General features: G+C 67.8%; 29 protein-coding genes. 21 read left to right on the top strand and 8 right to left on the bottom strand.

Going from position 1 to position 26,655, the window contains the following annotated elements:
* Nucleotides 1-12 precede the first annotated feature (12 nt).
* From AC0KTM_RS21975 to AC0KTM_RS21960, 4 genes are read left to right on the top strand one after another with little or no spacing between them, the layout of a single operon-like run.
* Nucleotides 13-291 carry a putative holin gene (locus tag AC0KTM_RS21975; RefSeq protein ID WP_225328380.1) on the top strand — a complete coding sequence of 93 codons (279 nt, stop codon included), beginning with the start codon at nucleotides 13-15 and terminating at the stop codon, nucleotides 289-291.
* Nucleotides 284-862, top strand: coding sequence for a hypothetical protein (locus tag AC0KTM_RS21970; protein ID WP_238956927.1), 579 nt, complete (start codon nucleotides 284-286; stop codon nucleotides 860-862). The genes AC0KTM_RS21975 and AC0KTM_RS21970 overlap by 8 nt, the downstream gene beginning before the upstream one ends.
* Nucleotides 863-911: 49 nt before the next feature.
* Entirely contained in the window at nucleotides 912-2,309 is a 1,398-nt protein-coding gene (gene lpdA, locus AC0KTM_RS21965) for a dihydrolipoyl dehydrogenase (protein ID WP_225328378.1), read from the top strand.
* Nucleotides 2,310-2,316: 7 nt separating this feature from the next.
* Complete coding sequence (locus tag AC0KTM_RS21960; protein ID WP_225328377.1) at nucleotides 2,317-2,598, top strand: hypothetical protein; 282 nt, start codon at nucleotides 2,317-2,319, stop codon at nucleotides 2,596-2,598.
* Here the strand turns inward: AC0KTM_RS21960 and AC0KTM_RS21955 are convergent.
* The gene (locus AC0KTM_RS21955; RefSeq protein WP_225328376.1) at nucleotides 2,593-3,162 is read right to left on the bottom strand and encodes a carboxymuconolactone decarboxylase family protein; all 570 of its coding nucleotides are present in this window, start codon (nucleotides 3,160-3,162) and stop codon (nucleotides 2,593-2,595) included. The two genes, AC0KTM_RS21960 and AC0KTM_RS21955, sit on opposite strands and share 6 nt — an antisense overlap.
* Nucleotides 3,159-4,574, bottom strand: coding sequence for an acetate metabolism transcriptional regulator RamB (ramB, locus tag AC0KTM_RS21950; RefSeq protein ID WP_225328375.1), 1,416 nt, complete (start codon nucleotides 4,572-4,574; stop codon nucleotides 3,159-3,161). The genes AC0KTM_RS21955 and ramB overlap by 4 nt, the downstream gene beginning before the upstream one ends.
* Nucleotides 4,575-4,744: 170 nt before the next feature.
* On the opposite strand from ramB, the gene AC0KTM_RS21945 reads away from it, so the two are divergent.
* The 4 genes from AC0KTM_RS21945 to AC0KTM_RS21930 all read left to right on the top strand — a co-directional run bounded on the left by AC0KTM_RS21945 (nucleotide 4,745) and on the right by AC0KTM_RS21930 (nucleotide 9,161).
* Nucleotides 4,745-5,542 (top strand): acyl-[acyl-carrier-protein] thioesterase, encoded by a 798-nt coding sequence (locus AC0KTM_RS21945; RefSeq protein ID WP_238956926.1) that lies wholly within the window; start codon nucleotides 4,745-4,747, stop codon nucleotides 5,540-5,542.
* Nucleotides 5,543-5,811: 269 nt separating this feature from the next.
* On the top strand, nucleotides 5,812-7,098 hold the full coding sequence (gene aceA / locus AC0KTM_RS21940; RefSeq protein WP_202376737.1) for an isocitrate lyase: 1,287 nt from the start codon (nucleotides 5,812-5,814) through the stop codon (nucleotides 7,096-7,098).
* A 241-nt stretch (nucleotides 7,099-7,339) separates the two neighbouring features.
* Nucleotides 7,340-8,203, top strand: a complete 864-nt coding sequence (locus tag AC0KTM_RS21935; protein ID WP_225328373.1) for a 3-hydroxybutyryl-CoA dehydrogenase — start codon at nucleotides 7,340-7,342, stop codon at nucleotides 8,201-8,203.
* 97 nt (nucleotides 8,204-8,300) lie between these two features.
* The gene (locus AC0KTM_RS21930; RefSeq protein WP_225328372.1) at nucleotides 8,301-9,161 is read left to right on the top strand and encodes a cyclopropane mycolic acid synthase family methyltransferase; all 861 of its coding nucleotides are present in this window, start codon (nucleotides 8,301-8,303) and stop codon (nucleotides 9,159-9,161) included.
* A 60-nt stretch (nucleotides 9,162-9,221) separates the two neighbouring features.
* On the opposite strand, the gene pcaA is transcribed toward AC0KTM_RS21930, so the two are convergent.
* Both pcaA and AC0KTM_RS21920 read right to left on the bottom strand, forming a co-directional pair.
* The gene (pcaA, locus tag AC0KTM_RS21925; RefSeq protein ID WP_225328371.1) at nucleotides 9,222-10,085 is read right to left on the bottom strand and encodes a cyclopropane mycolic acid synthase PcaA; all 864 of its coding nucleotides are present in this window, start codon (nucleotides 10,083-10,085) and stop codon (nucleotides 9,222-9,224) included.
* A gap of 184 nt (nucleotides 10,086-10,269) precedes the next feature.
* On the bottom strand, nucleotides 10,270-10,965 hold the full coding sequence (locus tag AC0KTM_RS21920) for a TetR/AcrR family transcriptional regulator (protein ID WP_238957399.1): 696 nt from the start codon (nucleotides 10,963-10,965) through the stop codon (nucleotides 10,270-10,272).
* A gap of 178 nt (nucleotides 10,966-11,143) precedes the next feature.
* On the opposite strand from AC0KTM_RS21920, the gene AC0KTM_RS21915 reads away from it, so the two are divergent.
* The 6 genes from AC0KTM_RS21915 (at nucleotide 11,144) to deoC (ending at nucleotide 15,360) form a co-directional block, all read left to right on the top strand.
* A complete protein-coding gene (locus AC0KTM_RS21915; protein ID WP_374109687.1) occupies nucleotides 11,144-12,526 on the top strand; it encodes a DUF445 domain-containing protein in 1,383 nt (460 codons plus the stop codon).
* An 82-nt stretch (nucleotides 12,527-12,608) separates the two neighbouring features.
* On the top strand, nucleotides 12,609-13,025 hold the full coding sequence (locus tag AC0KTM_RS21910) for a helix-turn-helix domain-containing protein (RefSeq protein ID WP_225328370.1): 417 nt from the start codon (nucleotides 12,609-12,611) through the stop codon (nucleotides 13,023-13,025).
* A gap of 204 nt (nucleotides 13,026-13,229) precedes the next feature.
* Nucleotides 13,230-13,847: a heparin-binding hemagglutinin HbhA gene (gene hbhA / locus AC0KTM_RS21905; RefSeq protein WP_225328369.1), complete on the top strand. Its 618-nt coding sequence runs from the start codon at nucleotides 13,230-13,232 to the stop codon at nucleotides 13,845-13,847.
* 88 nt (nucleotides 13,848-13,935) lie between these two features.
* Nucleotides 13,936-14,223: a DUF2516 family protein gene (locus tag AC0KTM_RS21900; RefSeq protein ID WP_008261234.1), complete on the top strand. Its 288-nt coding sequence runs from the start codon at nucleotides 13,936-13,938 to the stop codon at nucleotides 14,221-14,223.
* A gap of 4 nt (nucleotides 14,224-14,227) precedes the next feature.
* Nucleotides 14,228-14,677 carry a DUF2599 domain-containing protein gene (locus AC0KTM_RS21895; RefSeq protein ID WP_238956925.1) on the top strand — a complete coding sequence of 150 codons (450 nt, stop codon included), beginning with the start codon at nucleotides 14,228-14,230 and terminating at the stop codon, nucleotides 14,675-14,677.
* Nucleotides 14,674-15,360 (top strand): deoxyribose-phosphate aldolase, encoded by a 687-nt coding sequence (gene deoC, locus AC0KTM_RS21890; protein ID WP_225328367.1) that lies wholly within the window; start codon nucleotides 14,674-14,676, stop codon nucleotides 15,358-15,360. Before AC0KTM_RS21895 ends, deoC begins: the two co-directional genes overlap by 4 nt.
* A gap of 4 nt (nucleotides 15,361-15,364) precedes the next feature.
* Here deoC and AC0KTM_RS21885 read toward each other — a convergent pair whose 3' ends face one another.
* The 3 genes from AC0KTM_RS21885 to AC0KTM_RS21875 are packed head-to-tail and all read right to left on the bottom strand — an operon-like array spanning nucleotide 15,365 to nucleotide 17,802.
* Nucleotides 15,365-16,420: an LmeA family phospholipid-binding protein gene (locus AC0KTM_RS21885; RefSeq protein ID WP_472416663.1), complete on the bottom strand. Its 1,056-nt coding sequence runs from the start codon at nucleotides 16,418-16,420 to the stop codon at nucleotides 15,365-15,367.
* Nucleotides 16,417-17,244, bottom strand: coding sequence for a carbon-nitrogen hydrolase family protein (locus AC0KTM_RS21880; RefSeq protein ID WP_225328365.1), 828 nt, complete (start codon nucleotides 17,242-17,244; stop codon nucleotides 16,417-16,419). The genes AC0KTM_RS21885 and AC0KTM_RS21880 overlap by 4 nt, the downstream gene beginning before the upstream one ends.
* Before the next feature lie 33 nt (nucleotides 17,245-17,277).
* A complete protein-coding gene (locus AC0KTM_RS21875) occupies nucleotides 17,278-17,802 on the bottom strand; it encodes a DUF2505 domain-containing protein (protein WP_472416661.1) in 525 nt (174 codons plus the stop codon).
* Nucleotides 17,803-17,828: 26 nt separating this feature from the next.
* Between AC0KTM_RS21875 and AC0KTM_RS21870 the strand changes: the two genes are divergently transcribed.
* Nucleotides 17,829-18,947, top strand: a complete 1,119-nt coding sequence (locus tag AC0KTM_RS21870; RefSeq protein WP_472416659.1) for a UDP-N-acetylmuramate dehydrogenase — start codon at nucleotides 17,829-17,831, stop codon at nucleotides 18,945-18,947.
* Between the two features lie 56 nt (nucleotides 18,948-19,003).
* Entirely contained in the window at nucleotides 19,004-20,353 is a 1,350-nt protein-coding gene (locus AC0KTM_RS21865) for a L,D-transpeptidase (protein ID WP_425326361.1), read from the top strand.
* On the opposite strand, the gene AC0KTM_RS21860 is transcribed toward AC0KTM_RS21865, so the two are convergent.
* Entirely contained in the window at nucleotides 20,337-21,086 is a 750-nt protein-coding gene (locus AC0KTM_RS21860) for an SDR family oxidoreductase (RefSeq protein ID WP_238956923.1), read from the bottom strand. The two genes, AC0KTM_RS21865 and AC0KTM_RS21860, sit on opposite strands and share 17 nt — an antisense overlap.
* A gap of 223 nt (nucleotides 21,087-21,309) precedes the next feature.
* On the opposite strand from AC0KTM_RS21860, the gene AC0KTM_RS21855 reads away from it, so the two are divergent.
* From AC0KTM_RS21855 to AC0KTM_RS21835, 5 genes are all read left to right on the top strand, one after another.
* Nucleotides 21,310-22,596, top strand: coding sequence for an ROK family protein (locus tag AC0KTM_RS21855; protein ID WP_225328428.1), 1,287 nt, complete (start codon nucleotides 21,310-21,312; stop codon nucleotides 22,594-22,596).
* A gap of 54 nt (nucleotides 22,597-22,650) precedes the next feature.
* Entirely contained in the window at nucleotides 22,651-23,925 is a 1,275-nt protein-coding gene (mshA, locus tag AC0KTM_RS21850; RefSeq protein ID WP_238956922.1) for a D-inositol-3-phosphate glycosyltransferase, read from the top strand.
* Nucleotides 23,922-24,446 (top strand): type III secretion system chaperone family protein, encoded by a 525-nt coding sequence (locus tag AC0KTM_RS21845; protein WP_225328775.1) that lies wholly within the window; start codon nucleotides 23,922-23,924, stop codon nucleotides 24,444-24,446. Before mshA ends, AC0KTM_RS21845 begins: the two co-directional genes overlap by 4 nt.
* Nucleotides 24,447-24,489: 43 nt before the next feature.
* The gene (locus AC0KTM_RS21840; RefSeq protein ID WP_225328776.1) at nucleotides 24,490-25,239 is read left to right on the top strand and encodes a phosphoglyceromutase; all 750 of its coding nucleotides are present in this window, start codon (nucleotides 24,490-24,492) and stop codon (nucleotides 25,237-25,239) included.
* 154 nt (nucleotides 25,240-25,393) lie between these two features.
* Complete coding sequence (locus AC0KTM_RS21835) at nucleotides 25,394-26,623, top strand: sensor histidine kinase (protein ID WP_225328777.1); 1,230 nt, start codon at nucleotides 25,394-25,396, stop codon at nucleotides 26,621-26,623.
* Nucleotides 26,624-26,655: the final 32 nt, after the last annotated feature.

The raw sequence follows: 26,655 nt of genomic DNA, 5'->3' as shown, positions 1-26,655 counted from the left end.
ACAGTCGAGAAAGTGATTCCCCTGCCCCGTCCCTGGTTACTGGCCGGCGCCATGCTGATCGGAAGCGCGGTCGGGGCACTGGCGTGCGTGGCGTACACCGTGGTGGTCCACGCCAGCGTCCGCCCGGACATCGCGATCGCGTCGGTGGTCGGCGTCCCCGGCGTCGTCGGGCTGACGATGATCCTGTTTTCCGGGCGCCGCTGGGTCACCGCACTGGGGGCGTTCATCCTGGCGGTGGCGCCGGGCTGGTTCGGTGTGCTCGTCGCGTTGCGGGTGACCGCCGGTGCCTGACGACAAGGACGCGGCGAGCCCCGGGACCGAGGCCTTCGTGCCGGACTTCTCCGACGATGACGACCAGGCCGAGGACACCGGCACGCAATCGTGGGTCCCCGACTTCGATTCCGACTCCGACTCCGACGAGGAGGCCGAGGACACCGGCGGGCGGCCCGCCGCAACCGAACCCGAGTCCGAGGAGCCCGAACCCGAGGTTCCCGCGGGGCCCGTCGGCCCGGTGCAGTCGGTGACCGTCCCCGGTCGCTACCTCTACGTCAAGTGGTGGAAGTTGGCCCTGCTGCTCCTCGGTGTCTGGGCCGCCGCGGCCGTGGTCGGGCTGGGTCTGTTCTCGTGGTGGTACAACTCGGTCGACAAGACCCCGGCGCTGTTCGCGGTGCTGGTCTACGTGTCGCTGTGCGTGGTCGGCGCCGTGATGCTCGCGATGGTGCACGGCAGGCCACTGGTTTCGGCGCTGTCGGTGGCGGTGCTGTCCGGGCCGTTCGCCGCCGTGGCCGGCGCGGCGCCGTTGTACGGCTATTACTACTGCGAGCGAGTGGGCCACTGTCTCGTCGGCGTCATTCCCTATTGAGGCCTCGCCCGGGCGGCCACCAGGGGCCCTGGCCCACTAGGGTGGGCTCGTGACTTCTCACTATGACGTCGTCGTCCTCGGGGCCGGTCCAGGCGGATATGTCGCGGCCATTCGCGCCGCACAACTGGGGCTTTCCACCGCGGTTGTCGAGCCGAAGTACTGGGGTGGGGTCTGCCTCAACGTCGGCTGCATTCCGTCCAAGGCGCTGCTGCGCAATGCCGAGCTCGCGCACATCTTCACCAAAGAGGCCAAGACCTTTGGCATCAGCGGCGAGGCGACCTTCGACTACGGGGTCGCCTTCGACCGCAGCCGCAAGGTGGCCGAGGGCCGCGTCGCCGGCGTGCACTTCCTGATGAAGAAGAACAAGATCACCGAGATTCACGGCTACGGCCGGTTCACCGACGCCAACACCATGTCGGTCGAGCTCAACGACGGCGGCACCGAGACCGTCACGTTCGACAACGCCATCATCGCGACCGGCAGCAGCACCCGGCTGGTTCCGGGCACCTCGCTGTCGGCCAACGTGGTCACCTACGAAGAGCAGATCCTGTCCCGCGAGCTGCCGGAGTCGATCGTTATCGCCGGCGCCGGTGCCATCGGCATGGAGTTCGGCTACGTGCTGCGCAACTACGGCGTCGAGGTGACCATCGTGGAGTTCCTGCCGCGCGCGCTGCCCAACGAGGACGCCGAGGTGTCCAAGGAAATCGAGAAGCAGTTCAAGAAGCTGGGCGTCAAGATCCTCACCGGAACCAAGGTCGAGTCGATCTCCGACAACGGTGCCGAAGTGACGGTGGTCGTCAGCAAGGACGGCAACACCCAAGAGCTCAAGGCCGCGAAGGTGTTGCAGGCCATCGGGTTTGCGCCCAACGTCGAGGGCTTCGGCCTGGAGGCGGCCGGGGTCGCGCTGACCGACCGCAAGGCCATCGGCATCACCGACTACATGCGCACCAACATCGAGCACATCTACGCCATCGGCGACGTCACCGGCAAGCTGCAGCTGGCCCACGTGGCCGAGGCCCAGGGCGTGGTGGCGGCCGAAACCATCGCCGGCGCAGAGACTTTGGCGCTCGGCGACTACCGGATGATGCCGCGCGCGACGTTCTGCCAGCCCAACGTCGCCAGCTTCGGCCTCACCGAGGAGCAGGCCCGCGACGAAGGCTACGACGTGGTGGTGGCGAAGTTCCCGTTCACCGCGAACGCCAAGGCCCACGGTGTGGGCGACCCCAGCGGGTTCGTCAAGCTGATCGCCGACTCCAAATACGGTGAGCTGCTGGGCGGACACCTGGTGGGCCACGACGTCTCCGAGCTGCTGCCGGAGCTGACGCTGGCGCAGAAGTGGGATCTGACCGCCACCGAGCTGGCCCGCAACGTGCACACCCACCCGACCATGTCCGAGGCGCTGCAGGAATGCTTCCACGGCCTGACCGGACACATGATCAATTTCTGAGTCGCGCATGATTCGCACCGTCACGCCTCAGACGATCGCGGGCGCCCTCGGTGGCCTGGCGACCGGTTATGTCGTGTGGTTGCTGGGCATTTCGACCGGGGACAACGCGACGGCGGGCCAGTGGGGCCCGCTGGTGCTGCTCGCATCGGTGGTGCTGGGAATCGGCGCCGGCATCTGGGGCGTCTGGCAGCGCCGGCGCGGGAGGCGGGCCCGGGCCGCGTTCGCCTTCGCGCTGCCGGTGCTTCCCGTGGTCCTGACGCTGGCTATCCTCGCCGACGTCTACCTATAGCTCGCGCGGATTGTCCAACGGAATCTCGAGCGTGGCCATTGTCGCGGCGAGCCCGTCGTATTGGCTTGCCAGCAAGCAGAATTCGATGAGCTGCCGCCGATCCAGGTGGGTCGCCAGCTGGCGCCAGGTGGCGTCGGTGACGGCCCGGTCCTTGACGAACTCGTCCGTCGCCGCCAGCAGCGCCTGCTGACGCACGGTCAGGCGCCCCTCGACCGGGTCCAGCCGCTCGGGCCACGCGAAGATCGCGGCCTGCACGTCCGCGTCCAGCCCGGCCGCCCGCGCCATCCGGCGATGGTGCTGCAGTTCGTATTCGCACCCCCGCAGGTGCCCGACCCGCAGGATCACCAACTCGGTGTCGACGGTCGGGAGCTTGCCGCGCAGCAGCCGGCCCCCGTAGGCCAGCCACGTCCAGAACAGCAACTGGCGCTGGCCCAGGGTGGTGAACAGGTGCATCTCCGGGGCGCGCACGGTGCGCGCGCCCAGCTTCGCGATCACCCAGTTGATCGGTCCCAGTTGGCGGAATCGTCCCGGCGGGATGCGGCCCTCGGCGGGTGGGTGGCTCACGGTTGCGTCACCAGGTAGGGGGACACGGTGCTGCGATGCTCGTCGAGGTCGAGCGCGCGTCCGAGCGCCGGGAAGGCGCGCTGCGGGCAGTTGTCGCGTTCGCAGACCCGGCAGCCCGCGCCGATCGGTGTGGAGATTTCCCCCGACAAGTCGAGTCCTTCCGAGTAGACGAGCCGGTGCGCGTGGCGAAGCTCGCAGCCCAAGCCGATCGCGAAGGTCTTACCGGGCTGACCATACCGGGCCGCGCGGCGTTCCACGGTGCGGGCCACCCACATGTAGTTGCGGCCGTCGGGCATCTGGGCGATCTGGACCAGGATCTTGCCCGGGTTGGCGAACGTCTCGTAGACGTTCCACAGCGGGCAGGTGCCGCCGCTGGAGGAGAAGTGAAAACCGGTGGCGGACTGGCGTTTTGACATGTTTCCGGCGCGGTCGACCCGGACGAACGAGAACGGCACCCCGCGCATTGACGGGCGCTGCATCGTCGAGAGCCGGTGCGCGATGGTCTCGTAGCTGATCGAGTAGAACGAGGACAACCGCTCGACGTCATAGCGGAAATTCTCTGCGACGTCGTGGAATTGGCGGTAGGGGAGCACGGCGGCCGCGGCGAAGTAGTTGGCCAGACCGAGCCGGGCCAGCGTGTGCGACTCGTCGCTGGTGAACTTGCCCTGCGCGACCAGGTCATCGATCAGATCACCGAACTCGAGATAGGCCAGTTCGGCGGCCATCTTGAACACCTGCTGCCCCAGCGAGAGGTGGTTGCTGATTTCCAGGGTCTTGGTGGCGGGGTCGTAGCGGTGCAGCACGGTGTCGCCGAGATCGATGCGCCGGTTGATGTGCACCCCGTGTACCTCGGTGAGCCGGCGGGTCAACTCCCGGGCCAGATCGCCGTGGTGCAACCGCATTTTGATGGTGAGGTCCTCGGCGGCGGTGTCCAGCTCGTGCAGGTAGTTCTGCCGTTGGTAGAAGTAGTCGCGCACTTCCTCGTGCGGCATGGTGATCGACCCGCTGCCGCTGCCGTCGGAGTACCGCTCCTCGGTGGCGGCCGCCAGCTGCGCCGTGGTGATCCGGTAGCGGCGGTGCAGGTTGACCACCGCCCGCGCCAACCCGGGATGAGCGCTGACCATCTCGGCGACCTCGGTCGGGTCGACGTCGATGTCCAGGTCCCGGTCCATGGTGACCTCGCGCAGCTCGGCGACCAGCCGGGTGTCGTCCTGCGACGAGAAGAACGTGGCGTCCACCCCGAACACCTCGCTGATGCGCAGCAGCACGGCCACCGTCAGCGGGCGAACGTCATGCTCGATCTGATTGAGGTAGCTGGGGGAAATCTCCAGCATCTGAGCCAGCGCGGCCTGGGAAAACCCGCGCTCGTTGCGCAGCTGGCGGACCCGCGAGCCGACGAACGTCTTGGACACTTCACCGAGGTTACCGGGCCTTGTGAAGACATGGTTCGCAGAGTTGGCAGCCGGCCTGGCGCGTCGCGATTGGTGTTCGCCGCGCCTCGTTGGCATTATTCGACCGGGACCCTGGGCCTTAACCTGGGGTAACCCCGAGGAATAAACGGGGAACAGCGGGGAGTGTGGCCGTGAGCCTGGATAAACAACTGATGCCGGTGCCCGACGGTCACCCTGACGTTTTCGACCGCCAGTGGCCGTTGCGGGTCGGCGATATCGACCGCACGGGCCGGTTGCGGCTGGACGCCGCGTGCCGCCACATCCAGGACATCGGCCAGGACCAGCTGCGCGAGATGGGTTTCGAGGAGACCCATCCGCTGTGGATCGTCCGGCGCACCATGATCGACCTGATCCGGCCGGTCGAGTTCAGCGACATGCTGCGGATGCGCAGGTGGTGCTCGGGCACCTCCAATCGGTGGTGCGAGATGCGGGTCCGCATCGACGGCAAGCGCAGCAGCGGGCTCATCGAGTCCGAGGCCTTCTGGATCAACATCAACCGGGAAACCCAGATGCCCTCGCGCATCGCCGACGACTTCCTGGCGGGCCTGCACAAGACGACGTCGGTGGATCGGTTGCGGTGGAGGTCCTATCTGAAGCCGGGCGGCCGGGACGACGCGACCGAGATCCACGAGTTTCCCGTCCGGGTCACCGACATCGACCTGTTCGACCACATGAACAACTCGGTGTACTGGAGCGTGGTCGAGGACTACCTGGCCTCGCACACCGAGCTGATGCGGGCGCCGTTGCGCATCACGATCGAGCACGAGGCGCCGGTGGCGCTGGGCGACAAGCTGGAGATCATTTCGCACGTTCACCCCGCCGGATCCACCGAGCAATTCGGTCCCGGCCTGGCCGACCGCGCTGTTACAACGCTCACATACGCCGTCGGTGACGAGACGAAAGCCGTCGCCGCGATCTTTGCTCGCTAACGGGACAAGCGTCCCGGTTAAATTGCGCGGTGACCTGCGGCTTTGGGGTTACTGACGGGTAGCTTCTGAAACGGTTAAGTTAGTTAGCAACTTAGCAAGCTTCGCAAATTCACGCGTTCCCGTTACTGAAATTGGCAACTTAAACGGGTGGACCGCCCCCCTTGAGCTGTGCCATCTTCGAGTTAGCACACCAGTGAAGTTGAGCCACTAGCTACCGCCGGTGAGGCGTTCAGCAACTCAGTAGTGAAGATCGTGAAGGAGCATGCCCAATGTCTGTCGTTGGCACCCCCAAGAGCGCCGAACAGATCCAGAAGGACTGGGACACCAACCCGCGGTGGAAGGATGTCACCCGCACCTACAGCGCCAAGGACGTCGTCGCCCTGCAGGGCACCGTCGTCGAGGAGGCCACCCTGGCCCGCCGCGGCGCCGAGGTGCTGTGGGAGCAGCTCCACGATCTCGAATACATCAACGCCCTCGGCGCGCTGACCGGCAACATGGCCGTCCAGCAGGTGCGTGCCGGCCTCAAGGCCATCTACCTGTCCGGTTGGCAGGTCGCCGGTGACGCGAACCTGTCCGGGCACACCTACCCCGACCAGAGCCTCTACCCGGCCAACTCGGTGCCGCAGGTGGTCCGCCGGATCAACAACGCGCTGCTGCGCGCCGACGAGATCGCCAAGGTCGAGGGCGACACCTCGGTGAAGAACTGGCTGGCGCCCATCGTCGCCGACGGTGAGGCCGGTTTCGGTGGCGCGCTCAACGTCTACGAGCTGCAGAAGGCCATGATCGCGGCCGGTGTCGCGGGCTCGCACTGGGAGGACCAGCTGGCTTCGGAGAAGAAGTGTGGTCACCTGGGCGGCAAGGTGCTGATCCCGACCCAGCAGCACATCCGCACCCTGACCTCGGCCCGACTGGCCGCCGACGTGTGCGACGTTCCGACCGTCGTCATCGCCCGGACCGACGCCGAGGCGGCCACGCTGATCACCTCCGACGTCGACGAGCGCGACCAGCCGTTCATCACCGGTGAGCGCACCAAGGAGGGCTTCTACCGGGTCCGCAACGGCCTGGAGCCCTGCATCGCGCGGGCCAAGGCGTATGCGCCGTACTCCGACCTGATCTGGATGGAGACCGGTACTCCGGATCTCGAGCTGGCCGCCAAGTTCGCCGAGGGCGTCAAGTCCGAGTTCCCCGACCAGATGCTGGCCTACAACTGCTCGCCGTCGTTCAACTGGAAGAAGCACCTTGACGACTCCACCATCGCGAAGTTCCAAAAGGAGCTTGGCGCAATGGGATTCAAGTTCCAGTTCATCACGCTGGCCGGCTTCCACGCCCTGAACTACTCGATGTTCGATCTGGCCTACGGCTACGCCCGCAACCAGATGAGCGCCTACGTCGAGCTGCAGGAGCGCGAGTTCGCCGCCGAGGAGCGTGGCTACACCGCGACCAAGCACCAGCGCGAGGTGGGTGCCGGTTACTTCGACCGCATCGCCACCACGGTCGACCCGACCTCGTCGACCACCGCGCTGACCGGCTCCACCGAAGAGGGCCAGTTTCACTGAGATTGAGCGGCGCATGCCGCGAGGACGAAGTGAAACCGACGGCTCGAGTCACTGAGATTGAGCGGCCCGCAAGCGCCGAGCGTGCACCTGTGGCGAGAATTCGGCCGAATTTTCGCGCTGAGTACACGCTCGTCGTACCGAGAATGAGATGAAGTAGCGTAGGCCCCGCCCAGCCAATCCTGGGCGGGGCCTATTGCGGTGCAATGCGATACGTTCACCGCAGAGAACCGGAGAGAATTCAGTGAGTGACGCAGCGATTCAGCGAGTAGGGGTAGTCGGGGCCGGCCAGATGGGGTCCGGCATCGCCGAGGTTTCGGTCCGCGCCGACGTCGACGTGACGGTGTTCGAGACCACCGAGGCCCTCATCACGGCGGGACGCAACCGCATCGTCAAGTCGCTCGAGCGCGGCGTCAGCGCCGGCAAGGTCACCGAGCGCGAACGCGACCGCGCGCTGAGCAAGCTCACCTTCACCACAGACCTGAAGGACCTCGCCGACCGTCAACTGGTCATCGAAGCGATCATCGAAGACGACGCCGTCAAGGCGCAGGTTTTCGCCGAACTCGACCGGGTGATCACCGATCCCGACGCGGTGCTGGCGTCCAACACCTCGAGCATCCCGATCATGAAGATCGCCGCGGCCACCAAGAACCCGCAACGCGTGCTGGGTCTGCACTTTTTCAACCCGGTCCCGGTGCTGCCGCTGGTCGAGCTGGTCAGCACGCTGGTCACCGACGAAGCCGCCGCCGCCCGCACCGAGGAATTCGCGAGCGCGGTCCTGGGCAAGCAGGTGGTGCGCTGCTCGGACCGGTCGGGATTCGTGGTGAACGCCTTGCTGGTGCCGTACCTGCTGTCGGCGATCCGTATGGTGGAGGCTGGCTTCGCCACCGTCGAAGACGTGGACAAAGCCGTGGTGGCCGGACTGTCACACCCGATGGGCCCGTTGCGCCTGTCCGACCTGGTCGGCCTGGACACCTTGAAACTGATCGCCGACAAGATGTTCGAGGAGTTCAAGGAGCCGCACTATGGGCCGCCGCCGCTGTTGCTGCGGATGGTGGAGGCCGGCCGGCTGGGCAAGAAAACGGGTCAGGGCTTTTACCGGTACTGACCGATCCGATGGCATACCGCGAGGTGGCTGACACTGCCTGCTGCTAACCGTCGGCTAATATGCTCGCGTTGAATAGGACGAAAGGTATGTACCGAGGATGACGAGGCTCGAGCCGTATTACGAGGAGTCGCAGTCAATCTACGACGTCTCGGACGAATTTTTCGCATTGTTTCTCGACCCCACCATGGGCTACACGTGCGCCTACTTCGAGCGCGACGACATGACCCTCGAAGAGGCCCAGATTGCAAAATTCGACTTGGCGCTGGGAAAGCTGAACCTCGAGCCCGGGATGACGCTGCTGGACATCGGCTGCGGTTGGGGCGGCGCGCTCAAACGGGCCGTCGAGAAATACGACGTCAACGTCATCGGAATCACGCTGAGCCGCAACCAATTCGAGTACAGCAAAAAATTGCTGTCCGGATTGCCGACGGACCGCAACATCGAGGTGCGCCTGCAGGGCTGGGAAGAGTTCGAGGACAAGGTCGACCGGATCGTGACGATCGGCGCCTTCGAGGCGTTCAAAATGGAACGCTATCCCGCATTTTTCGACATCGCCTACGACGTCCTTCCCGACGACGGCCGGATGCTTTTGCACACGATTCTGATGTATCAGTGGCAGCAATATCCCGAGCTCGGCGTCACGTTGACGATGAGCGATATTCGATTCGCGCGATTCATCGGCCAGGAGATCTTCCCCGGCGGGCAGCTGCCGGCGCAGGAAGACATTTTCAAGTTCGGCGAGGCGGCGGGCTTTTCGGTCGAGCGGGTGCAGTTGCTGCAGCAGCATTACGCGCGGACCCTCAACATCTGGGCGGCCAATCTGGAAGCCAACAAGGACAAGGCGATCGCCATCCAGTCCCAAGAGGTCTACGACAAATACATGCACTATCTGACCGGGTGCGAGAATTTCTTCCGCAAGGGCATCAGCAACGTGGGGCAATTCACGTTGGTCAAATAGGACAGTCAAGTCAGCCCCGAACGGCGATCCGTTCGGGGCTGATTGTTTCCGTCGATCGGGTTACTTCTCCATCGTGAACTGATTGACGTCGGTGTACCCGTCGCGGAACAGCTCGGCGCAGCCGGTCAGGTACTTCATATACCGGTCGTAAACCTCTTGGGACTGGATGGCGAGCGCCTGCTCCCGATTCGCCTCGAGCGCCGCGGCCCACAGGTCCAGCGTCCTCGCGTAGTGCAGCCGCAGCGACTGGACGCGGGTGAGCTCGAAACCCACGGTGACCCCGTACTCGCCGACGGTCTGCGGCGTCGGGAGCCAGCCCCCCGGGAAGATCTCGGCCAGGATGAATTTCGAGAACTCGACGATCTCGCGGGTCAGGTTCAGACCCTTCGCCCGCGCATCCTTGAAGGACGGCCGAACGATGGTGTGCAGCAACATGATTCCGCCGGGCGGCAGCGCGTTGTAGGCCATCTTGAAGAAGCGCCCGTAGCGCTGGCGGCCGAAGTGCTCGAACGCGCCGATCGAGACGATGCGGTCCACCGGCTCGTGGAACTTCTCCCAGCCCTCCAGCAGCACCCGACGGGTGCGGGTGGTGTCCATCTGGTCGAAGGACTTCTGCACGTGCTCGGCCTGGTTCTCCGACAGCGTCAGGCCCACGACGTTGACGTCGTAGCGCTCGATGGCCCGCCGCATGGTGGCACCCCAGCCGCAACCGATGTCCAGCAGCGTCATCCCGGGCTCGAGCTTCAGCTTGCCCAGCGCCAGATCGATCTTGGCGAGCTGCGCCTCTTCCAGGGTCATGTCGTCGCGTTCGAAGTAGGCGCAGCTGTAGGTCTGGGTGGGGTCCAGGAATAGGCGGAAGAAATCGTCAGACAAGTCATAATGGGCTTGCACGTTTCCGAAATGCGGCGTGAGCTGCACAGACATGTCGTCATGGGCCTTTCTTGTTGCGGGGGGCAGGGCCGAACGGCCGAACAGATACCCCGCTTCGTCCCCCGACGCTCTCCTGCATGCTAGCGCCTGAATCTGATGAAGTCGTAGACCCCGGGGCGCGTGCCAGCCTCACATAAGCGGGCGCGATTCCGAAAACCGCCGGCGGCGCCGCCAGGCCTTAAACGCCTGGGAGCCCGAGCCCGTCGTCGGGGTCCCGGGGCGGGACGATGGGCGACGGGTGCGGCTCTTCGCGGAACTTTTCCAGCGATCCGCCGACCTCGACGATCCCTTTCAGCGCATTCCAGCTCAGCATCGTCAGGTAGTCGATCAGCTCGTCGCGACTCATCCGCGGATAGGACATCCAGGAGTGGGTGGCCAGCTGCACGCCGCCGACGATCAGGAAGGCCCAGGGCTCCGCGCCGCCGGTATCCATGCCCGCCTGCTGCATGCGACGGCGCATCAACACCGCGAGCATGCGGGCGATGATCCGCTCGGAGTCGGCGATGACCTTGCTCTTGCTGGCGGAACTGTTGGCCATCACGAAGCGGTACGGCTCCGGTTCGTTCGCGACGGTTTCGACGTACACCCGGATGACCTCGCGGGTCAGGTCGAAGCCGTCCAGGTTGGACGTCAGCGCCGCAGCCATATTGGGAATCAGGGTCGTCTGGGTGAACCGCATCATCACCGCGGTGGTGAGGTCGTTCTTGTCGACGAAGTAGCGGTAGAGCACCGTCTTGGAGACGCCGATCTCTGCCGCGATCTCATCCATGCTCAGCGTTCCGCCCAGCCGGCGGATCGCGTCGATCGTGCCGTCAACGAGTTCGTTACGACGCTCCACCTTGTGCTGATGCCAGCGCCGCTTGCGCCCATCCATTTTGGCGTGCGCAACCGTGATTTGCTCTGTCACTATCGCCGATTTCCCATTCCCTAGACGCCCTTGATACTACGGCGTGGGCGGGCCGGTTTGTGGTCCTGGCCGGGCGTGAAGTGGCCTCGAAGTCGGGGCTGCAACCAGTGTCGTCACACCAATCGCCGGGAACATAGATGATGAAGTGGTGGCACACAGAGCCTCGGTGCGAGGCGACGCGTCCGGCCCGCCGACGGCGAGGCCCCCTTCGGCGACGCCGTTGACGGCCGGGGGCCGGGGTCGCACCTCTTTTGCCGAATCCTTCGCGGGCGCCGATCGAGAGGCCGACGCGCAGCGACGGGTGGCGCTGCGCCGGATGAAGATGGTGGCGCTGAGCTTCCTCATCGGCGCCACCGGCGTGTTCCTCGCCTGCCGGTGGGCCCAGGCGCACGCCGGCGTGGGCGTCTGGGTCGGTTACGTCGGTGCCGCCGCGGAGGCCGGGATGGTGGGCGCGCTGGCGGACTGGTTCGCCGTGACCGCGCTCTTCAGGCACCCGCTGGGCATACCCATCCCGCACACCGCGATCATCAAACGCAAGAAAGACCAGCTGGGCGAGGGTCTGGGCGCGTTCGTGCGGGAGAACTTCCTGTCGGCCGAGGTGGTGGAAACCAAGCTGCGCGACGCCGAGGTGTCCGGGCGGCTCGGGAAATGGCTGTCGGAAGCCGCCCATGCCGAGCGGGTGGCGAGCGAGACGGCCACGGTGCTGCGCGTGCTGGTCGAGCTGCTGCGCGACGAAGACGTCCAGCAGGTGATCGACCGGATGATCGTGCGCCGCATCGCCGAACCCCAATGGGGCCCGCCCGTCGGCCGGGTGCTGGCGACCCTGCTGGCCGAGAACCGGCAGGAGGCGCTGATCCAGTTGCTGGCCGACCGGGCCTTTCAGTGGTCGCTGAACGCGGGCGAGGTCATCCAGCGGGTGGTCGAGCGTGACTCGCCGACCTGGTCGCCGCGCTTCGTCGACCACCTCGTGGGCGATCGCATCCACCGCGAGCTGATGGACTTCACCGACAAGGTGCGCCGCAACCCCGAGCACGAACTGCGCCGGTCGGCGACCCGTTTCCTGTTCGAATTCGCCGACGACCTGCAGCACGACCCGGACACCATCGCGCGTGCCGACGCCATCAAGGAGCAGCTCATGGCGCGCGACGAGATCGCCAACGCCGCCGCGACCGCGTGGACGACGCTGAAACGACTGGTGCTCGAGGGTGTGGACGACCCGTCCAGCACGCTGCGCACGCGGATCGCCGACACGGTCGTCCGCATCGGGGAGTCGCTGCGCGACGACGTCGACCTGCGCGACAAGGTCGACAACTGGCTCGTTCGGGCGGCCCAGCACCTGGTCTCGCAATATGGGGTGGAGATCACAGCGATCATCACCGACACCATCGAACGCTGGGACGCCGAGGAGGCCAGCCGGCGCATCGAACTGCACGTGGGCCGTGACCTGCAATTCATCCGGATCAACGGAACGGTGGTCGGCTCGTTGGCGGGCCTGGTCATCTACGCCGTCGCGCAGCTGCTTTTCTAGCAGTGCTAACAAGTGCTTGCAATAGCAAGCACTTGTTGTACCCTGGTGGCGTCAAGATCGACCGCCCGACCAGGAGCACGCCATGTCACCCGAGGAGAAGCTCTCCGCCAAGGTGTCCAACGCTGCCTCCGACATGGCCTCTGACATCGGCAGCTTCATCCGCAGCCAGCGTGAACTCGCGCAGGTTTCGGTGCGCCAGCTCGCCGAGAAGTCCGGGGTCAGCAATCCATATTTGAGCCAGGTGGAGCGTGGATTGCGTAAACCCTCCGCCGACGTCCTGAACCAGATCGCGAAGGCCCTACGGGTTTCTGCCGAGGTTCTCTACGTGCGCGCCGGGATCCTCGAACCCACCGACAAGAGTCAGGTGCGGGACGCGATCGTCACCGACACTGCGATCACCGAGCGCCAAAAGCAGATCCTGCTCGACATCTACGCATCGTTCACCCAGCAAAACGAATCCACCGATGAGGAGTGTCCGACCGAACCCGACACCGAGTGAACAGGCGCTTCGGGTTGGTGATGTATAGACGACCGGCCGCCGGGGTTACCCCACACGGAGGGATCTACCGATTCCAGCTCAGCGCTGGACGACTACCCCGGGTTCTGGCGGCCCCAGTTGCGAAGGAGACGTTTGCACCTAGCTTTCCGACCAGACACCTGACAACAAAACGCCAAAGCCAACAACTCCATGAAAGGAAAAACCATGGCGGAAAACACCAACATCGAAGACTTGCGGGCCCCTTTGCTCGCCGCCCTGGGCGCGGCCGACCTGGCCCTGGCCACGGTTAACGACCTGATCGCCAGCCTGCGGGAGCGCGCCGAAGAGACCCGCGTCGAGACCCGCACCCGGGTCGAAGAGCGTCGCGCTCGCCTGACCAAGCTTCAGGAGGACCTGCCCGAGCAGTTCACCGAGCTGCGCGACAAATTCACCACCGAAGAGCTGCGCAAAGCCGCCGAGGGCTACCTCGAGGCGGCGACCAGCCGGTACAACGAACTCGTCGAGCGCGGCGAGGCGGCCCTGCAGCGGCTGCGCAGCCAGACGGCGTTCGAGGACGCCTCGGCGCGTGCCGAGGGCTACGTCGACCAGGCCGTCGAGCTGACCCAGGAGGCGCTGGGCACCGTCGCGTCGCAGACCCGCGCCGTCGGCGAGCGCGCCGCCAAGCTGGTCGGCATCGAGCTGCCCGGCAAGGCCGAAGCGACCGCCAAGAAGGCCCAGAAGGCCGTCGGCAAGGCGCCCGCGAAGAAGGCCCCCGCCAAGAAGGCTCCGGCCAAGAAGGCTCCCGCCAAGAAGGCGGCGGCCAAGAAGGTCACCCAGAAGTAGTACGACACTCGCACGACGTTCGGCTCCGAGTCGCCTCCGGGTGACTCGGAGTCGACGTTTTCGACGGTGCCCGCCTACGCTTGAAGGCGTGAACCACCTCGTGGGTACCGTCATGCTGGTTTTGCAGATCGCCGTCTTGGTCACGGCGATCTACGCGTTCGTGCATGCCGCGCTGCAGCGACCCGACGCCTATACCGCCGCCGACAAGCTGACCAAGCCCGTGTGGTTGCTGATCCTGGCCGGCGCCGTCGCCCTGACATCGATCCTGGGCTTCGTCTTCGGCGTGCTCGGCATGGCGATCGCGGCCTGCGCGGCCGGTGTCTACCTGGTCGACGTGCGGCCCAAACTCCTGGAAATACAGGGCAAGTCGCGCTAGCGCGATGAGGGTGCTGCTGACGGCGGCGACCGCCGCGCTCGTCGCCGTGTGCTGCCCGACACCGCACGCGATCGCCGCGCCCGATCCCGACCCCGGCACCGGGGGGCCGAACCCGCCCGCGCTGTCGCCGCCCTTTGTCGAGCGCACCGAGTGGGCGCAGTGGCAGGGCCGCAGCAGCCTGCGGGTCTTCCCGTCGGCGGCCGGCCGGGCCGCCTCCCGCACCCCCGCGTCCCCGGCGTGGGCCGACGAGGCCTGGGCCGAGGTGCTCGCCCTGGCGCCCGATGCCGACACTCCCGGGATGCAGGCCCAGTTCCTGTGCCACTGGCAGTTCGCCGAACTGGCTCGGCCCGGCAAGACCAGCTGGAACCTGGAGCCGTGGCGCCCGGTCGTCGACGACGCGGAAATGGTTGCCTCCGACTGCAATCCGGGCGGTCGGGAAGAATCGTTCGGATGATCAGCCACCCCACCCGGGCACAGTTGGCGGCCTACGTCGACCACACCCTGCTCAAACCCGAAGCCACCGCCGCCGACGTGACCGCCCTGGTCGCCGAGGCGGCCGAACTGGGCGTGTACGCGGTCTGCGTCTCGCCGCCCATGGTTCCCGTCGCGGTGCACGCCGTCCCCGGCGTGCGGGTGGCCAGCGTGGCGGGATTTCCGTCGGGCAAGCATGTTTCGGCGGTCAAGGCCCACGAGGCCGCCCTGGCCGTGGCGTCCGGCGCCTGCGAAGTCGACCTGGTCATCGACGTCGGCGCGGCGCTGGCGGGCGACGTCGACGCGGTGCGCTCCGACATCGCGGCCGTGCGGAACGCCGTCGGCGGCGCCGTGCTCAAGGTGATCGTGGAATCGTCAGCGTTGCTGGCGATGGCCGACGAGCGCACGCTGACGCAGGTGTGCCGCGCCGCCGAAGACGCCGGCGCCGACTTCGTCAAGACCTCGACCGGGTTTCACCCGACCGGGGGCGCCTCTGTGCGGGCGGTCGCCCTGATGGCCGACACGGTCGGTGGCCGGCTGGGCGTGAAGGCCAGCGGCGGCATCCGCACCGCCGCGGACGCGCTCGCGATGCTGGATGCCGGCGCGACCCGGCTGGGCCTCTCGGGCACCCGGACAGTGCTCGACGGGCTCGGCCGAAGGGACTGAACCGTCAGAGGTTGGCGAAGCAGGGATCGTTGTTGTTGCCGGTGGGGATGCTGGCGTTCCGCGTCGAGAAGTGGCTGGTCACACCCTTGTCGGTGACCTGCACGCTGTCGGCGCGGATGCCCAGCGGGTAGTTCTTGGTCAGGTTCGAGGTGAAGTCGTCGAGCGTCGACTGCACGGATTCCTTGGGCATCGTGAAGCCGAGCGCGTTGAAACTGACGATCTGCAGCTTCAGCCCGGTGCCCTCCACCACCGGCTTGGCGGTGATGTTGTCCAACATGCCCTTCAGCTCGATGGTGCCGTCGGCGGGACGGGTGGTCACGGTGTTGGTGACGAACGGGCCCAGCACCGGGATCGCGCTCTGCACCGACTCCTTGATGCCGTCACTGGTCCAGCTGATGGTGGCGTCCAGTGAGCCGATGGTGCCCTTCGAGTTGGCCGTGTCCTTGAGCCGCACGTCGTTGATGTTGATCGAGAGCTTCATGCCCTTGGCGTCGCGGATGTTGTTGCCGGCGGTCTGCACAGAGATGTTGGTGTAGTGCTTGGTCGCCTGCTGCCACAGCATCAGCGGCGTCACCCCGAAGGACGCGGTCGCCTGGTCCTTGACCTCGCAAGCCACCGCTTGGGCGACCTTGGTGTCCGCGACGTGGCGCACGTACAGCTCGGCCCCGATGAGCCCGGCGATGATCAGCGCGAACACGATGATGAAGATCAGCAGCACGGAGACAGGGTCACGGCCGAAGCGGCGCTTCTTCTTCTCCGGGGTGGCGTCATCGCCGGGCTGAGTGGCCAGCCGCTCCGTCGGTCCGGTGGGCGGCGTGGGCGGCGGCGGGTAGCCGCGTTGCTGCATGTTCGGCTGGGGCGTCCCGAATCGCTCGGTCTGACCCGGCGGGGGAGCCTGAGTGGGCGGCGGTGGTGGCGGTGGCGGCCGCATCTGACCTGGGCCGCCGGTGCTGATCCGCTCGGTCGGCCGTTCCGTGGGGGGCTGGCCGAACGGTCCCTGGTTGGAGCGACGGGCCCACTTCGACGGGTCCGGGTTCGGGGGTCCTTGTGGGTTCGTCACCGTACTGATTCTGCCCTATCAATCTGAGCAAAGGCCGAGCGGTTGCTGAGGACCGCGACGGCTTTGCGCGCCTCGGCGACCCTGTCGACGTCGACGTCGGCCACCACGAGCTGCGGGTCCGCGCCGGCCGACGCGATGACCTCGCCCAGCGGCGAAACGACCAGGCTGCCTCCGACCCCGGTCGGTGCGCCCGATCCGGATTCCGCCTGCGCGGCACCGGGGTCCGCCTGACCGGCGGCGGCGACGTAGCTCATCGAGTCGAGCGCGCGGGCGCGGGCCAGCAGCGTCCACTGGTCGAGTTTGCCCGGGCCCGCGCCCCAGGACGCGCAGACGGCGATCACCTGGGCGCCGCGGCGGGCCAACTCGGTGTAGAGCTCCGGGAAACGGATGTCGTAGCAAACGGTCAACCCGACCCCGACGCCGTCGACCGTGATCACCACCGGCTCGTGTCCCGGCGCGACCGTCCGCGATTCGGTGAAGCCGAACGCGTCGTAGAGGTGGATCTTGTCGTAGTGGGCGCCCGGCAGGCCGGGGGCCGCCGCGAGCAGCGTGTTTTTCACCCGCCCGTCGCCGGCCGGGGTGAACATGCCGGCGACGACGGTGATCTGAGATTCGTCCGCGATGCGCCGCACACCGTCGGCCCAGGGGCCGTCGACAGGCTCGGCGACCGGGCCCAGCGGGACGCCGAACCGGCACATGGTGGCCTCCGGGAACACCACCAGCTTCGCGCCCGCGTCGGCGGCCCGAAGGCTGTATTCGCGCACCAGCTGCAGGTTTGCTGCGGGGTCGGTGCCGCTGAGGATCTGCGCCAGGGCGATTCTCATGAGGGCCAGCTTAAAGCGTGACGACCCGGGGGCTCAGGCCGTTTTGGCGATCCACTCCGTGGTGAAGCGCTGTTCGGCGGCGATCAGTTCGGCCAGGCGGGCGCCGATGATGTTCTCCAACTTGCCGCCGATGATCGGGACACGCACCTGCACGGTGGCCCGAAACGTCAGCCGGGTGCCGCCGGTCCCTCCGATCGGCTCCAGGACGGCGGTGCCCTCCAGATTCACCGGCGCACCCACGATCGAGCCCACGACCGACCCCGCCGCGGCGCCGTCGGTCACCGGCCCCCACGTCTCCTCGCGCCGGATGCGCAGGTCGCCGCTGTGCAACTGCGTGACCATCCCCGGCAGCTTGTCGCTGCGGATCACCTGCAGCGTGACGACCTCGACGGTGTCGTCGTCACCGGACTCCCCGCCGACCCGCATCGACTCCAGCGTGGCGACATCGACCCCGGATTCGGCCAGCCTGGCCCGCCAGTAGTTCGCATCGGTGAAGGCCCGGTGCACCTCGTCAACGCTGCCGTCGTAGTCGGCCGACAAGTCGAATGAACGCGGCATAGCAGGTCAGGCTACCGTTACGGGCCATGAAATCCAGCGGTGCCGGTTCGGTGTTCGCCGGCGCGTCGGTGGCCGAATCGGTGCCGCTGGCGCCGCTGACGACCCTGCGGGTCGGACCGGTCGCGCGGCGCCTCGTCACGTGCACGAACAGCGACCAGGTCGTCGCCGCGCTGGGGCACCTGGACGCCGAGACGCGCGCCGGACGAGGCGGCCCGGTGCTGGTGTTCGCCGGCGGCTCCAACCTGGTGATCTCCGACACGTGCGCGGACCTGCCCGCCGTGCGGCTGGCCAACGACGGCATCACCGTCGACGGCAACCTGGTCCGCGCCCAGGCGGGCGCGGTGTGGGACGACGTCGTGGTCACCGCCATCGAGCACGGCCTCGGCGGGCTGGAATGCCTGTCCGGCATCCCGGGCTCGGCCGGGGCCACCCCGGTGCAGAACGTCGGGGCCTACGGTGCGGAAGTGTCCGACACCATCACGCGGGTCCGGGTGCTCGATCGTGGCAGCGGCGAGGTGCGCTGGGTGCCGGGCGGCGAGCTGGGCTTCGGCTACCGCACCAGCGTGTTCAAACGCGGGGGTGCCAGCGGGTTCGAAATCCCTTCTGTCGTACTGGAAGTGGAGTTCGCGCTGGACGCGTGGGGGCGCAGCGCGCCGCTGCGCTACGGGGAGCTGGCGGCCGCGCTGAACGCGGGCAGCGGCGAGCGTGCCGACCCGCGGGCGGTGCGCGAGGCGGTGCTGGCCCTGCGGGCGCGCAAGGGCATGGTGCTCGATGCGGCCGATCACGACACCTGGAGCGTGGGTTCGTTCTTCACCAATCCGGTCGTCGCCCCCGACGTCTACGAGCGGCTGGCCGCCACCGTCGACGGGCCCGTCCCGAACTACCCGGCTCCCGGCGGCGTCAAGCTGGCCGCCGGCTGGCTGGTCGAGCGCGCCGGCTTCGCCAAGGGCTATCCGGAGCCGGGCCCGGGCGGCCGCGAAGCGCCCTGCCGGCTGTCCACCAAGCACGCGTTGGCGCTGACCAACCGGGGCGGCGCCAGCGCCGACGACGTGATCGCGCTGGCCCGCGTCATCCGCGACGGCGTTCGCGCTGTGTTTGGTGTCACACTGATCCCGGAGCCCGTCCTGCTGGGGTGCAGGCTGTAGCCGTAAAATTTTGCCGACGCGTGCCGGACCCCGATTTGTCGCGGGCGGGTTGGCGGATTTCCCCGGTATCTTTGATTTTCGTGACCCCGTCCCGTGCCCCGCGGCCGTTCAACCGGCGCGTGGCTTTGGCGACCCTCGGGCTCGGCGTGCTCGCCCCCAATGCGCTGGCCGCATGCAGTGGCACGACCGCGAAGCGAGCCGAGAAGAAAGAGCAGCCTTCGCTGCAGCTGAAGTACCAGCCCGCAGACGCCACCCAGAACGTGGTGCCGATCGCCCCGGTCAGCGTCCAGGTGAGCGACGGGTGGTTCCAGCACGTCACGCTGTCGAATTCGTCGGGCAAGGCCGTCGCCGGCGCGTTCAACCACGACCGGACCGTCTACACGACCTCCGAACCCCTGGGCTATGACATGACCTACACGTGGAGCGGCTCGGCCGTCGGGCACGACGGCAAGGCCGTTCCGGTCGCGGGCAAGTTCACCACGGTGTCGCCCAGCAAGAAGATCGGTGGGGCGTTCCAGCTGGCCGACGGCCAGACCGTGGGCGTCGCGGCGCCGATCATCCTGCAGTTCGACGCCCCGATCACCGACAAGGCCGCCGTCGAAAAGGCGCTCACCGTCACCACCAATCCGCCCGTCGAGGGCAGCTGGGCGTGGCTGCCCGACGAGGCGCAGGGCGCCCGCGCGCACTGGCGCACCCGCGAGTACTACCCCGCGGGCACCACGGTCAACGTCGAGGCCAAGCTGTACGGCCTGCCGTTCGGCGACAGCGCGTACGGCGCCGAGGACATCTCGCTGAACATCCAGATCGGCCGCCGGCAGGTGGTCAAGGCCGAGGTCTCGTCGCACCGCATCCAGGTGGTCCGCGACGAGGGCGTCATCATGGATTTCCCGTGCAGCTACGGCGAGGCCGACAAGGCGCGCAACGTCACCCGCAACGGCATCCACGTGGTCAGCGAGAAGTACGCCGACTTCTACATGTCCAACCCGGCGGCGGGCTACAACCACATCCACGAACGCTGGGCGGTGCGGATCTCCAACAACGGCGAGTTCATCCACGCAAACCCGGCAAGCTCTGGCGCACAAGGCAATTCGAACGTCACCAACGGCTGCATCAACCTGTCCACGAGCGACGCCGAGCAGTACTACCAGTCGGCGATCTACGGCGACCCTGTCGAAGTGACCGGTAGCACGATCCAGCTGTCCTACTCCGACGGCGACATCTGGGACTGGGCCGTGGACTGGGACACCTGGGTGTCCATGTCGGCGTTGCCCCCGCCCAGCGCCCGTCCGCCGTCAACGCAGATCCCGGTCACCGCCCCGGTGACGCCGTCCAACGCGCCGACCCTGTCGGGCACCCCGACCACGACGACACCCGCCACCACCGGCCCGGCTACCTCCGGCGGTTAAAGCGGCTGGCCGACGCCTGGTCGCGCGGCTTCATCACGATCAGGTCCAAGTCGACGTGGGCGGGCCGCGAGGCGACGAATCCGATCACTTCGGCCACATCGGCCGCCACCAACGGGGTGATGCCGGTGTAGACGGCGTCCGCGCGCTGTTGGTCGCCGTCGAAGCGCACCAGCGAGAATTCCGTTTCGACGGCCCCCGGGGCGATCTCGGTCAGCCGCACCGGTTTGCCCAGTAGTTCGCCCCGCAGGGTGCGGTGCAGCGCGCCCTGGCCGTGTTTGGCCGCCGTGTAGCCGGCACCGCCGTCGTAAACCTCAAGCGCCGCAACGGAAGTGACGGTGACGATCAGCCCGTCTCCGGATTCGATCAGCTTCGGCAGCAACGCGCGGGTGACGCGCAGCGTGCCGATCACGTTGGTCTCCCACATCCACCGCCAGTGTTCGAGGTCGGAATCGCTGACGGGTTCCAGTCCGCGGGCGCCGCCGGCGTTGTTGACCAGCACGTCGACGCGGCTCAATTTGCCCGCCAGCGCGTCGACGGCGGCGTCGTCTGTGACATCGGCCACAATCGCGGTGCCGCCGATCTCCTCGGCCAGGTCGCGGATCCGGTCCGCCCGGCGCGCCACCGCGACGACGTGAAAGCCCTGTGCAGCCAGGGTGCGGGCGGTCGCCGCCCCGATCCCGGAGCTGGCTCCCGTGATCACCGCGACGCGTTCATTCCTGCCAGTTTTAACCATCGAAACAACCTTAGTGAACGTGCTAAATTTTCCGTGTGCTTCACAGCGCCCTGTCCAACATCACAACCGCCGCGTGTCTGTGCGCGGCGGGTGCGTGTTGTTGCTGCGCACTTTGCCGCCCCTGACCCCATGCCAGGTGTGGCCAAGACGGCCAGCAAAATTCGGACAAAGGACGCTCGTGCCCACCAATATCCTTACCCATACCCATCTTTCGCCCAGTCGCATCGCCGGCCACTCCGGCCAAAAGGGCCACCGCGTGGTGCGCCGGCAAATTGTGCCGCCGGCGTTGCACATCCCCGACTCGGCGGCGGCCTCCGTCTTCCGGGCCGTGCGGCTGCGCGGCCCAGTCGGCCGTGACGTCATCGCCGGCGTCACCTCGCTGAGCATCGCGACGGTCAACCGTCAGGTCATCGCCCTGCTGGAGGCCGGCCTGCTGCGGGAGCGCGCCGACCTGGCCGTCTCCGGCGCGATCGGCCGCCCGCGCGTGCCGGTGGAGGTCAACCACGAGCCGTTCGTGACGCTGGGCATCCACATCGGTGCGCGCACCACCAGCATCGTCGCCACCGACCTGTTCGGCCGCACCCTCGACACCGTCGAGACCCCGACGCCGCGCAACCCGGCCGGGCCCGCGCTGGCGTCGCTGGCCGACAGCGCCCGGCGGTACCTGCGGCGCTGGCATCGGCGGCGGCCGCTGTGGGTCGGGGTCGCCATCGGCGGCACCGTCGACGGCGCCACCGGCCAGGTCGACCACCCGCGGCTGGGCTGGCGGCAGGCGCCGGTCGGACAGGTGCTGGCCGACGCGCTGGGCCTGCCGGTCTCGGTGGCTTCGCACGTGGACGCCATGGCCGGGGCCGAGCTGCTGCTGGGCATGCGGCGATTCCTGCCCAGCTCGCCGACGAGCTTGTACGTCTACGCCCGCGAGACCGTGGGCTACGCGCTGGTGATCGGCGGGCGGGTGCACTGCCCGTCCAGCGGGCCGGGCACCATCGCGAGCCTGCCCGCCCACTCCGAGCTGCTCGGCGGCACCGGACAGCTGGAATCCACCGTCAGCGACGAAGCCGTGGTGGCCGCCGCCCGCCAGCAGCGCGTCCTGCCGTTCGCCCCCGCGAACCGCGGCAACGGGCCCGCCACCGGCATCGCCGACCTGTTGCGGGTGGCGCGCGCCGGCAACCAGCAGGCCAAGGATCTGCTCGCCGAGCGGGGCCGGGTGCTCGGCGAGGCGGTGGCGTTGCTGCGCGACATGCTCAACCCCGACGAACTGGTGGTCGGTGGCCAGGCGTTCACGGAGTACCCCGAAGCGATGGAGCAGGTGGAGGCGGCGTTCGCCGCACGCTCGGTGTTGGGGCCGCGCGACATCCGCGTCACCGCCTTCGGTAACCGGGTGCAGGAGGCCGGTGCGGGGACCGTGTCGCTGTCCGGGCTGTACGCCGACCCGCTGGGTGCGATGCGGCGGGCCGGGGCGCTGGACGCCCGGTTGCACGACGTCACCCGGGACGAGTCGCCCGCCTGACGCGTGTCCTGCGCGGGTGCGGCCGCCGGCGAGCCGTCCTGTAAAGATGACAGGGTGCGGCACGATGACGTTTTCCGGCTGAACGAACCGCGCCGCGTTGCAGTGTTGGCGGTCCACACCTCCCCACTGGCCCAGCCCGGCACCGGCGACGCGGGCGGCATGAACGTCTACGTGCTGCAGACCGCGTTGCACCTGGCGCGGCGGGGCATCGAGGTGGAGATCTTCACCCGGGCGACCGCGTCCGCCGACCCGCCGGTGGCGCGGGTGGCGCCCGGGGTGCTGGTCCGCAACGTGGTGGCGGGGCCGTTCGAGGGGCTGGACAAATACGACCTGCCCACCCAGCTGTGCGCGTTCGCGGCGGGGGTGTTGCGCGCCGAGGCATCCCATGAGCCGGGCTACTACGACATCGTGCACTCGCACTATTGGCTGTCCGGGCAGGTGGGCTGGCTGGCCCGCGACCGCTGGGCGGTGCCGCTGGTGCACACCGCGCACACCCTGGCCGCGGTCAAGAACGCGGCGTTGGCCGAGGGGGACTCGCCCGAGCCGCCGCTGCGCACGGTGGGGGAGCAGCAGGTGGTCGACGAGGCGGACCGCCTGATCGTCAACACCGACGACGAGGCCAGGCAACTGATCTCGATTCACCACGCCGACCCGGCGCGGATCGACGTCGTCCATCCCGGGGTGGACCTCGACGTGTTCCGGCCCGGCGATCGCCGGGCCGCCCGGGCCGCGCTGGGCCTGCCGCCCGACGAATGCATCGTGGCGTTCGTCGGCCGGATCCAGCCGCTGAAGGCGCCCGACATCGTGTTGCGTGCCGCCGCGAAACTGCCGGGGGCGCGGATCGTGGTCGCGGGCGGGCCGTCGGGCAGCGGCCTGGCTTCCCCGGACGGATTGGCCCGGCTGGCCGACGAGCTGGGCATCACCGCGCGGGTGACCTTCCTGCCCCCGCAGTCCCGGCCGAACCTGGCCACGTTGTTCCAGGCCGCCGATGTCGTTGCGGTGCCGAGCTATTCGGAGTCGTTCGGCCTGGTCGCCCTCGAGGCGCAGGCCTGCGGCACCCCGGTGGCGGCGGCCGCGGTCGGCGGGCTGCCGGTGGCCGTGCGCGACGGGATCACCGGCACGCTGGTCGCCGGGCACGACGTCGACCGCTGGGCGGCCGCGCTGGACGGCCTGCTGCGCAGGCCGGCGGAGCAGGCCGCGGAGATGGGCCGCGCGGCCGCCGCCCACGCGGCCACCTTCTCCTGGGACCACACCACCGATGCGCTGCTGGCCAGCTATCGCCGCGCGATCGGCGAGTACACCGCCGAGCGCCGCGGGGTGGGCGCATGAGTTCCTCCACCGTAACCCGGGTGATCGAGGATGCCCTGCGGGCCAGCGGGCTGAACTACTCGAAACACGCTGGCGCACATGGCGGTCCGCCCGGCTTGGTGGTGGAACTGCCCGGCGAGCGCAAGCTCAAGACCAACACCATCTTGAGCGTCGGCGAGCATTCGGTGCGGGTCGAGGCCTTCGTGTGCCGCAAGCCCGACGAGAACCACGAGGGCGTCTACCGATTCCTGCTCAAGCGCAATCGCCGGCTCTACGGCGTCGCCTACACGCTGGACAACGTCGGCGACATCTACCTGGTGGGCCGCATGTCGCTGCCGTCGGTGGACGCCGACGAGATCGACCGGGTGCTCGGCCAGGTGCTCGAAGCGGTGGACTCGGACTTTAATACGTTGCTGGAGTTGGGTTTTCGCTCGTCGATCCAGAAAGAGTGGGAGTGGCGGGTGTCGCGCGGCGAGTCGCTGAAGAACCTGCAGGCCTTCGCCCACCTGATCGACGAAGACGACGAAGACGACCCGGATTAGTACGCTCGGCGCGGCTCGATGAGTGCGTGAGAGACTAACCGGCATGGGTGACTCTGCCACGCTGGTGCTGCTCCGCCACGGCGAGAGCGAATGGAATTCGCTGAACCTGTTTACCGGCTGGGTGGACGTCGGGCTGACCGACAAGGGCCGCACCGAGGCGGTGCGCAGCGGCGAGCTGCTCGCCGAGCACAACCTGTTGCCCGACATCCTCTACACGTCGCTGCTGCGCCGGGCCATCTCCACCGCGCACCTGGCGCTGGACGCCGCCGACCGGCTGTGGATTCCGGTGCGGCGCACCTGGCGGCTCAACGAACGCCATTACGGGGCGCTGCAGGGCCTGGACAAGGCCGAGACCAAGGCGCGCTACGGCGACGACCAGTTCATGGCCTGGCGACGCAGCTACGACACGCCGCCCCCGCCGATCGAGCAGGGCAGCACCTACAGCCAGGACGCCGATCCCCGGTACGCCGACATCGGCGGCGGGCCGCTGACCGAGTGCCTCGCCGACGTGGTTGTCCGCTTCCTGCCGTATTTCACCGACGTCATCGTCCCGGACCTGCGCAGCGGCAAGACGGTGCTGATCGTCGCGCACGGCAACTCGCTGCGGGCCCTGGTCAAGCACCTCGATCAGATGTCCGACGACGACATCGTGGGCCTGAACATCCCGACCGGCATCCCGCTGCGCTACGACCTGGACGCCGACCTGCGGCCGGTGGTGCCCGGCGGCACCTATCTGGACCCCGAAGCGGCCGCCGCCGGTGCCGCCGCGGTCGCCGGCCAGGGCCGCGGCTGAGGTTTGCGCCCCGGCGCGATATGGCGCGCGAACGCCCCGTTAGCCAAACACCACGTGAACGGGAGCGGAACACCTGTGACGCAAGGTGTGACTTGTCCGATTTTGGCCTCGTTCTGCTAGGGCAGCGTTCAGGAAGATTTGTAGGATTTGCTATGTGACTGTGTTCTCGGCGCTGTTGCTCGCCGGGGTGTTGTCCGTGCTGGCACTGGCCGCAGGTGTGGCGGTCGGGGCCCGGCTGTCTCCGCGCGCGGTGCAGCGCCGCCAGCGGGCGAGCACCGAGTGGACCGGGATCACCGTCGGGCAGATGCTGGAATGCATCGTGTCGCTGATGCCGGTGGGCGCGGCGGTGGTGGACGTCCATCGCGACGTCGTCTACCTCAACAATCGGGCCAAGGAGCTGGGCCTGGTGCGCGACCGCCAGCTCGATGACCAGGCCTGGGAGGCGGCGCAGCAGGCGCTGACCGGTGTCGACGTCGAGTTCGACCTGCAGCCGGCGAAACGGGCGGGCGGCCGGTCCGGGCTGTCGGTGCACGGGCAGGCCCGGTTGCTCAGCGAAGAGGACCGCCGGTTCGCCGTGGTCTTCGCCCACGACCAGTCCGACTATGCGCGGATGGAAGCTACCCGGCGCGACTTCGTGGCCAATGTCAGCCACGAGCTCAAGACCCCGGTGGGTGCGATGGCCCTGCTCGCCGAGGCCCTGCTCGCCTCGGCCGACGACTCCGAAACCGTGCGAAGGTTCGCCGAGAAGGTGCTCGTCGAAGCCAACCGCCTGGGGGACATGGTCGCCGAGCTGATCGAGCTGTCCCGGCTCCAAGGCGCCGAGCCGCTGCCCGACGTCGTCGAGGTCAACGTGGACAGGGTTGTGAGCGAAGCGATTTCGCGCCACAAGGTGGCGGCCGACAACACCAACATCGCGGTCCGCACCGACTCTCCCAGCGGTTTGCGGGTGCTCGGCGACGAAACGCTGTTGATCACCGCGCTGGCCAACCTGGTCTCCAACGCGATCGCCTATTCGCCGCCGGGTTCGCCGGTGTCGATCAGCCGTCGCCGCCGCGGCGAGAACGTCGAGATCGCCGTCACGGATCGCGGGATCGGGATCGCCCTGGAAGACCAGGAGCGGGTCTTCGAGCGGTTCTTCCGGGGCGACAAGGCCCGCTCACGGGCCACCGGCGGCAGCGGCCTGGGCCTGGCGATCGTCAAACACGTCGCGGCCAACCACAACGGCACCATCGGCGTGTGGAGCAAGCCGGGAACCGGATCGACATTCACCCTGTCCATTCCGGCGGCCAAGCCGTCAACTCGAGACGAGGGCGAATCCGAGCAACCGCAGGGCCGCGACGTGCGGCCCGACCGGTCCCAAAGAGAGGAAGAACTAAGTCGATGACCCGCGCGTACGACGATGCCGAGGAGTTGCGC

The sequence above is a fragment of the Mycobacterium sp. NTMscope_Eco_3 genome (assembly GCF_976985685.1).
This window is presented reverse-complemented; position numbering and strand designations above follow the sequence as displayed.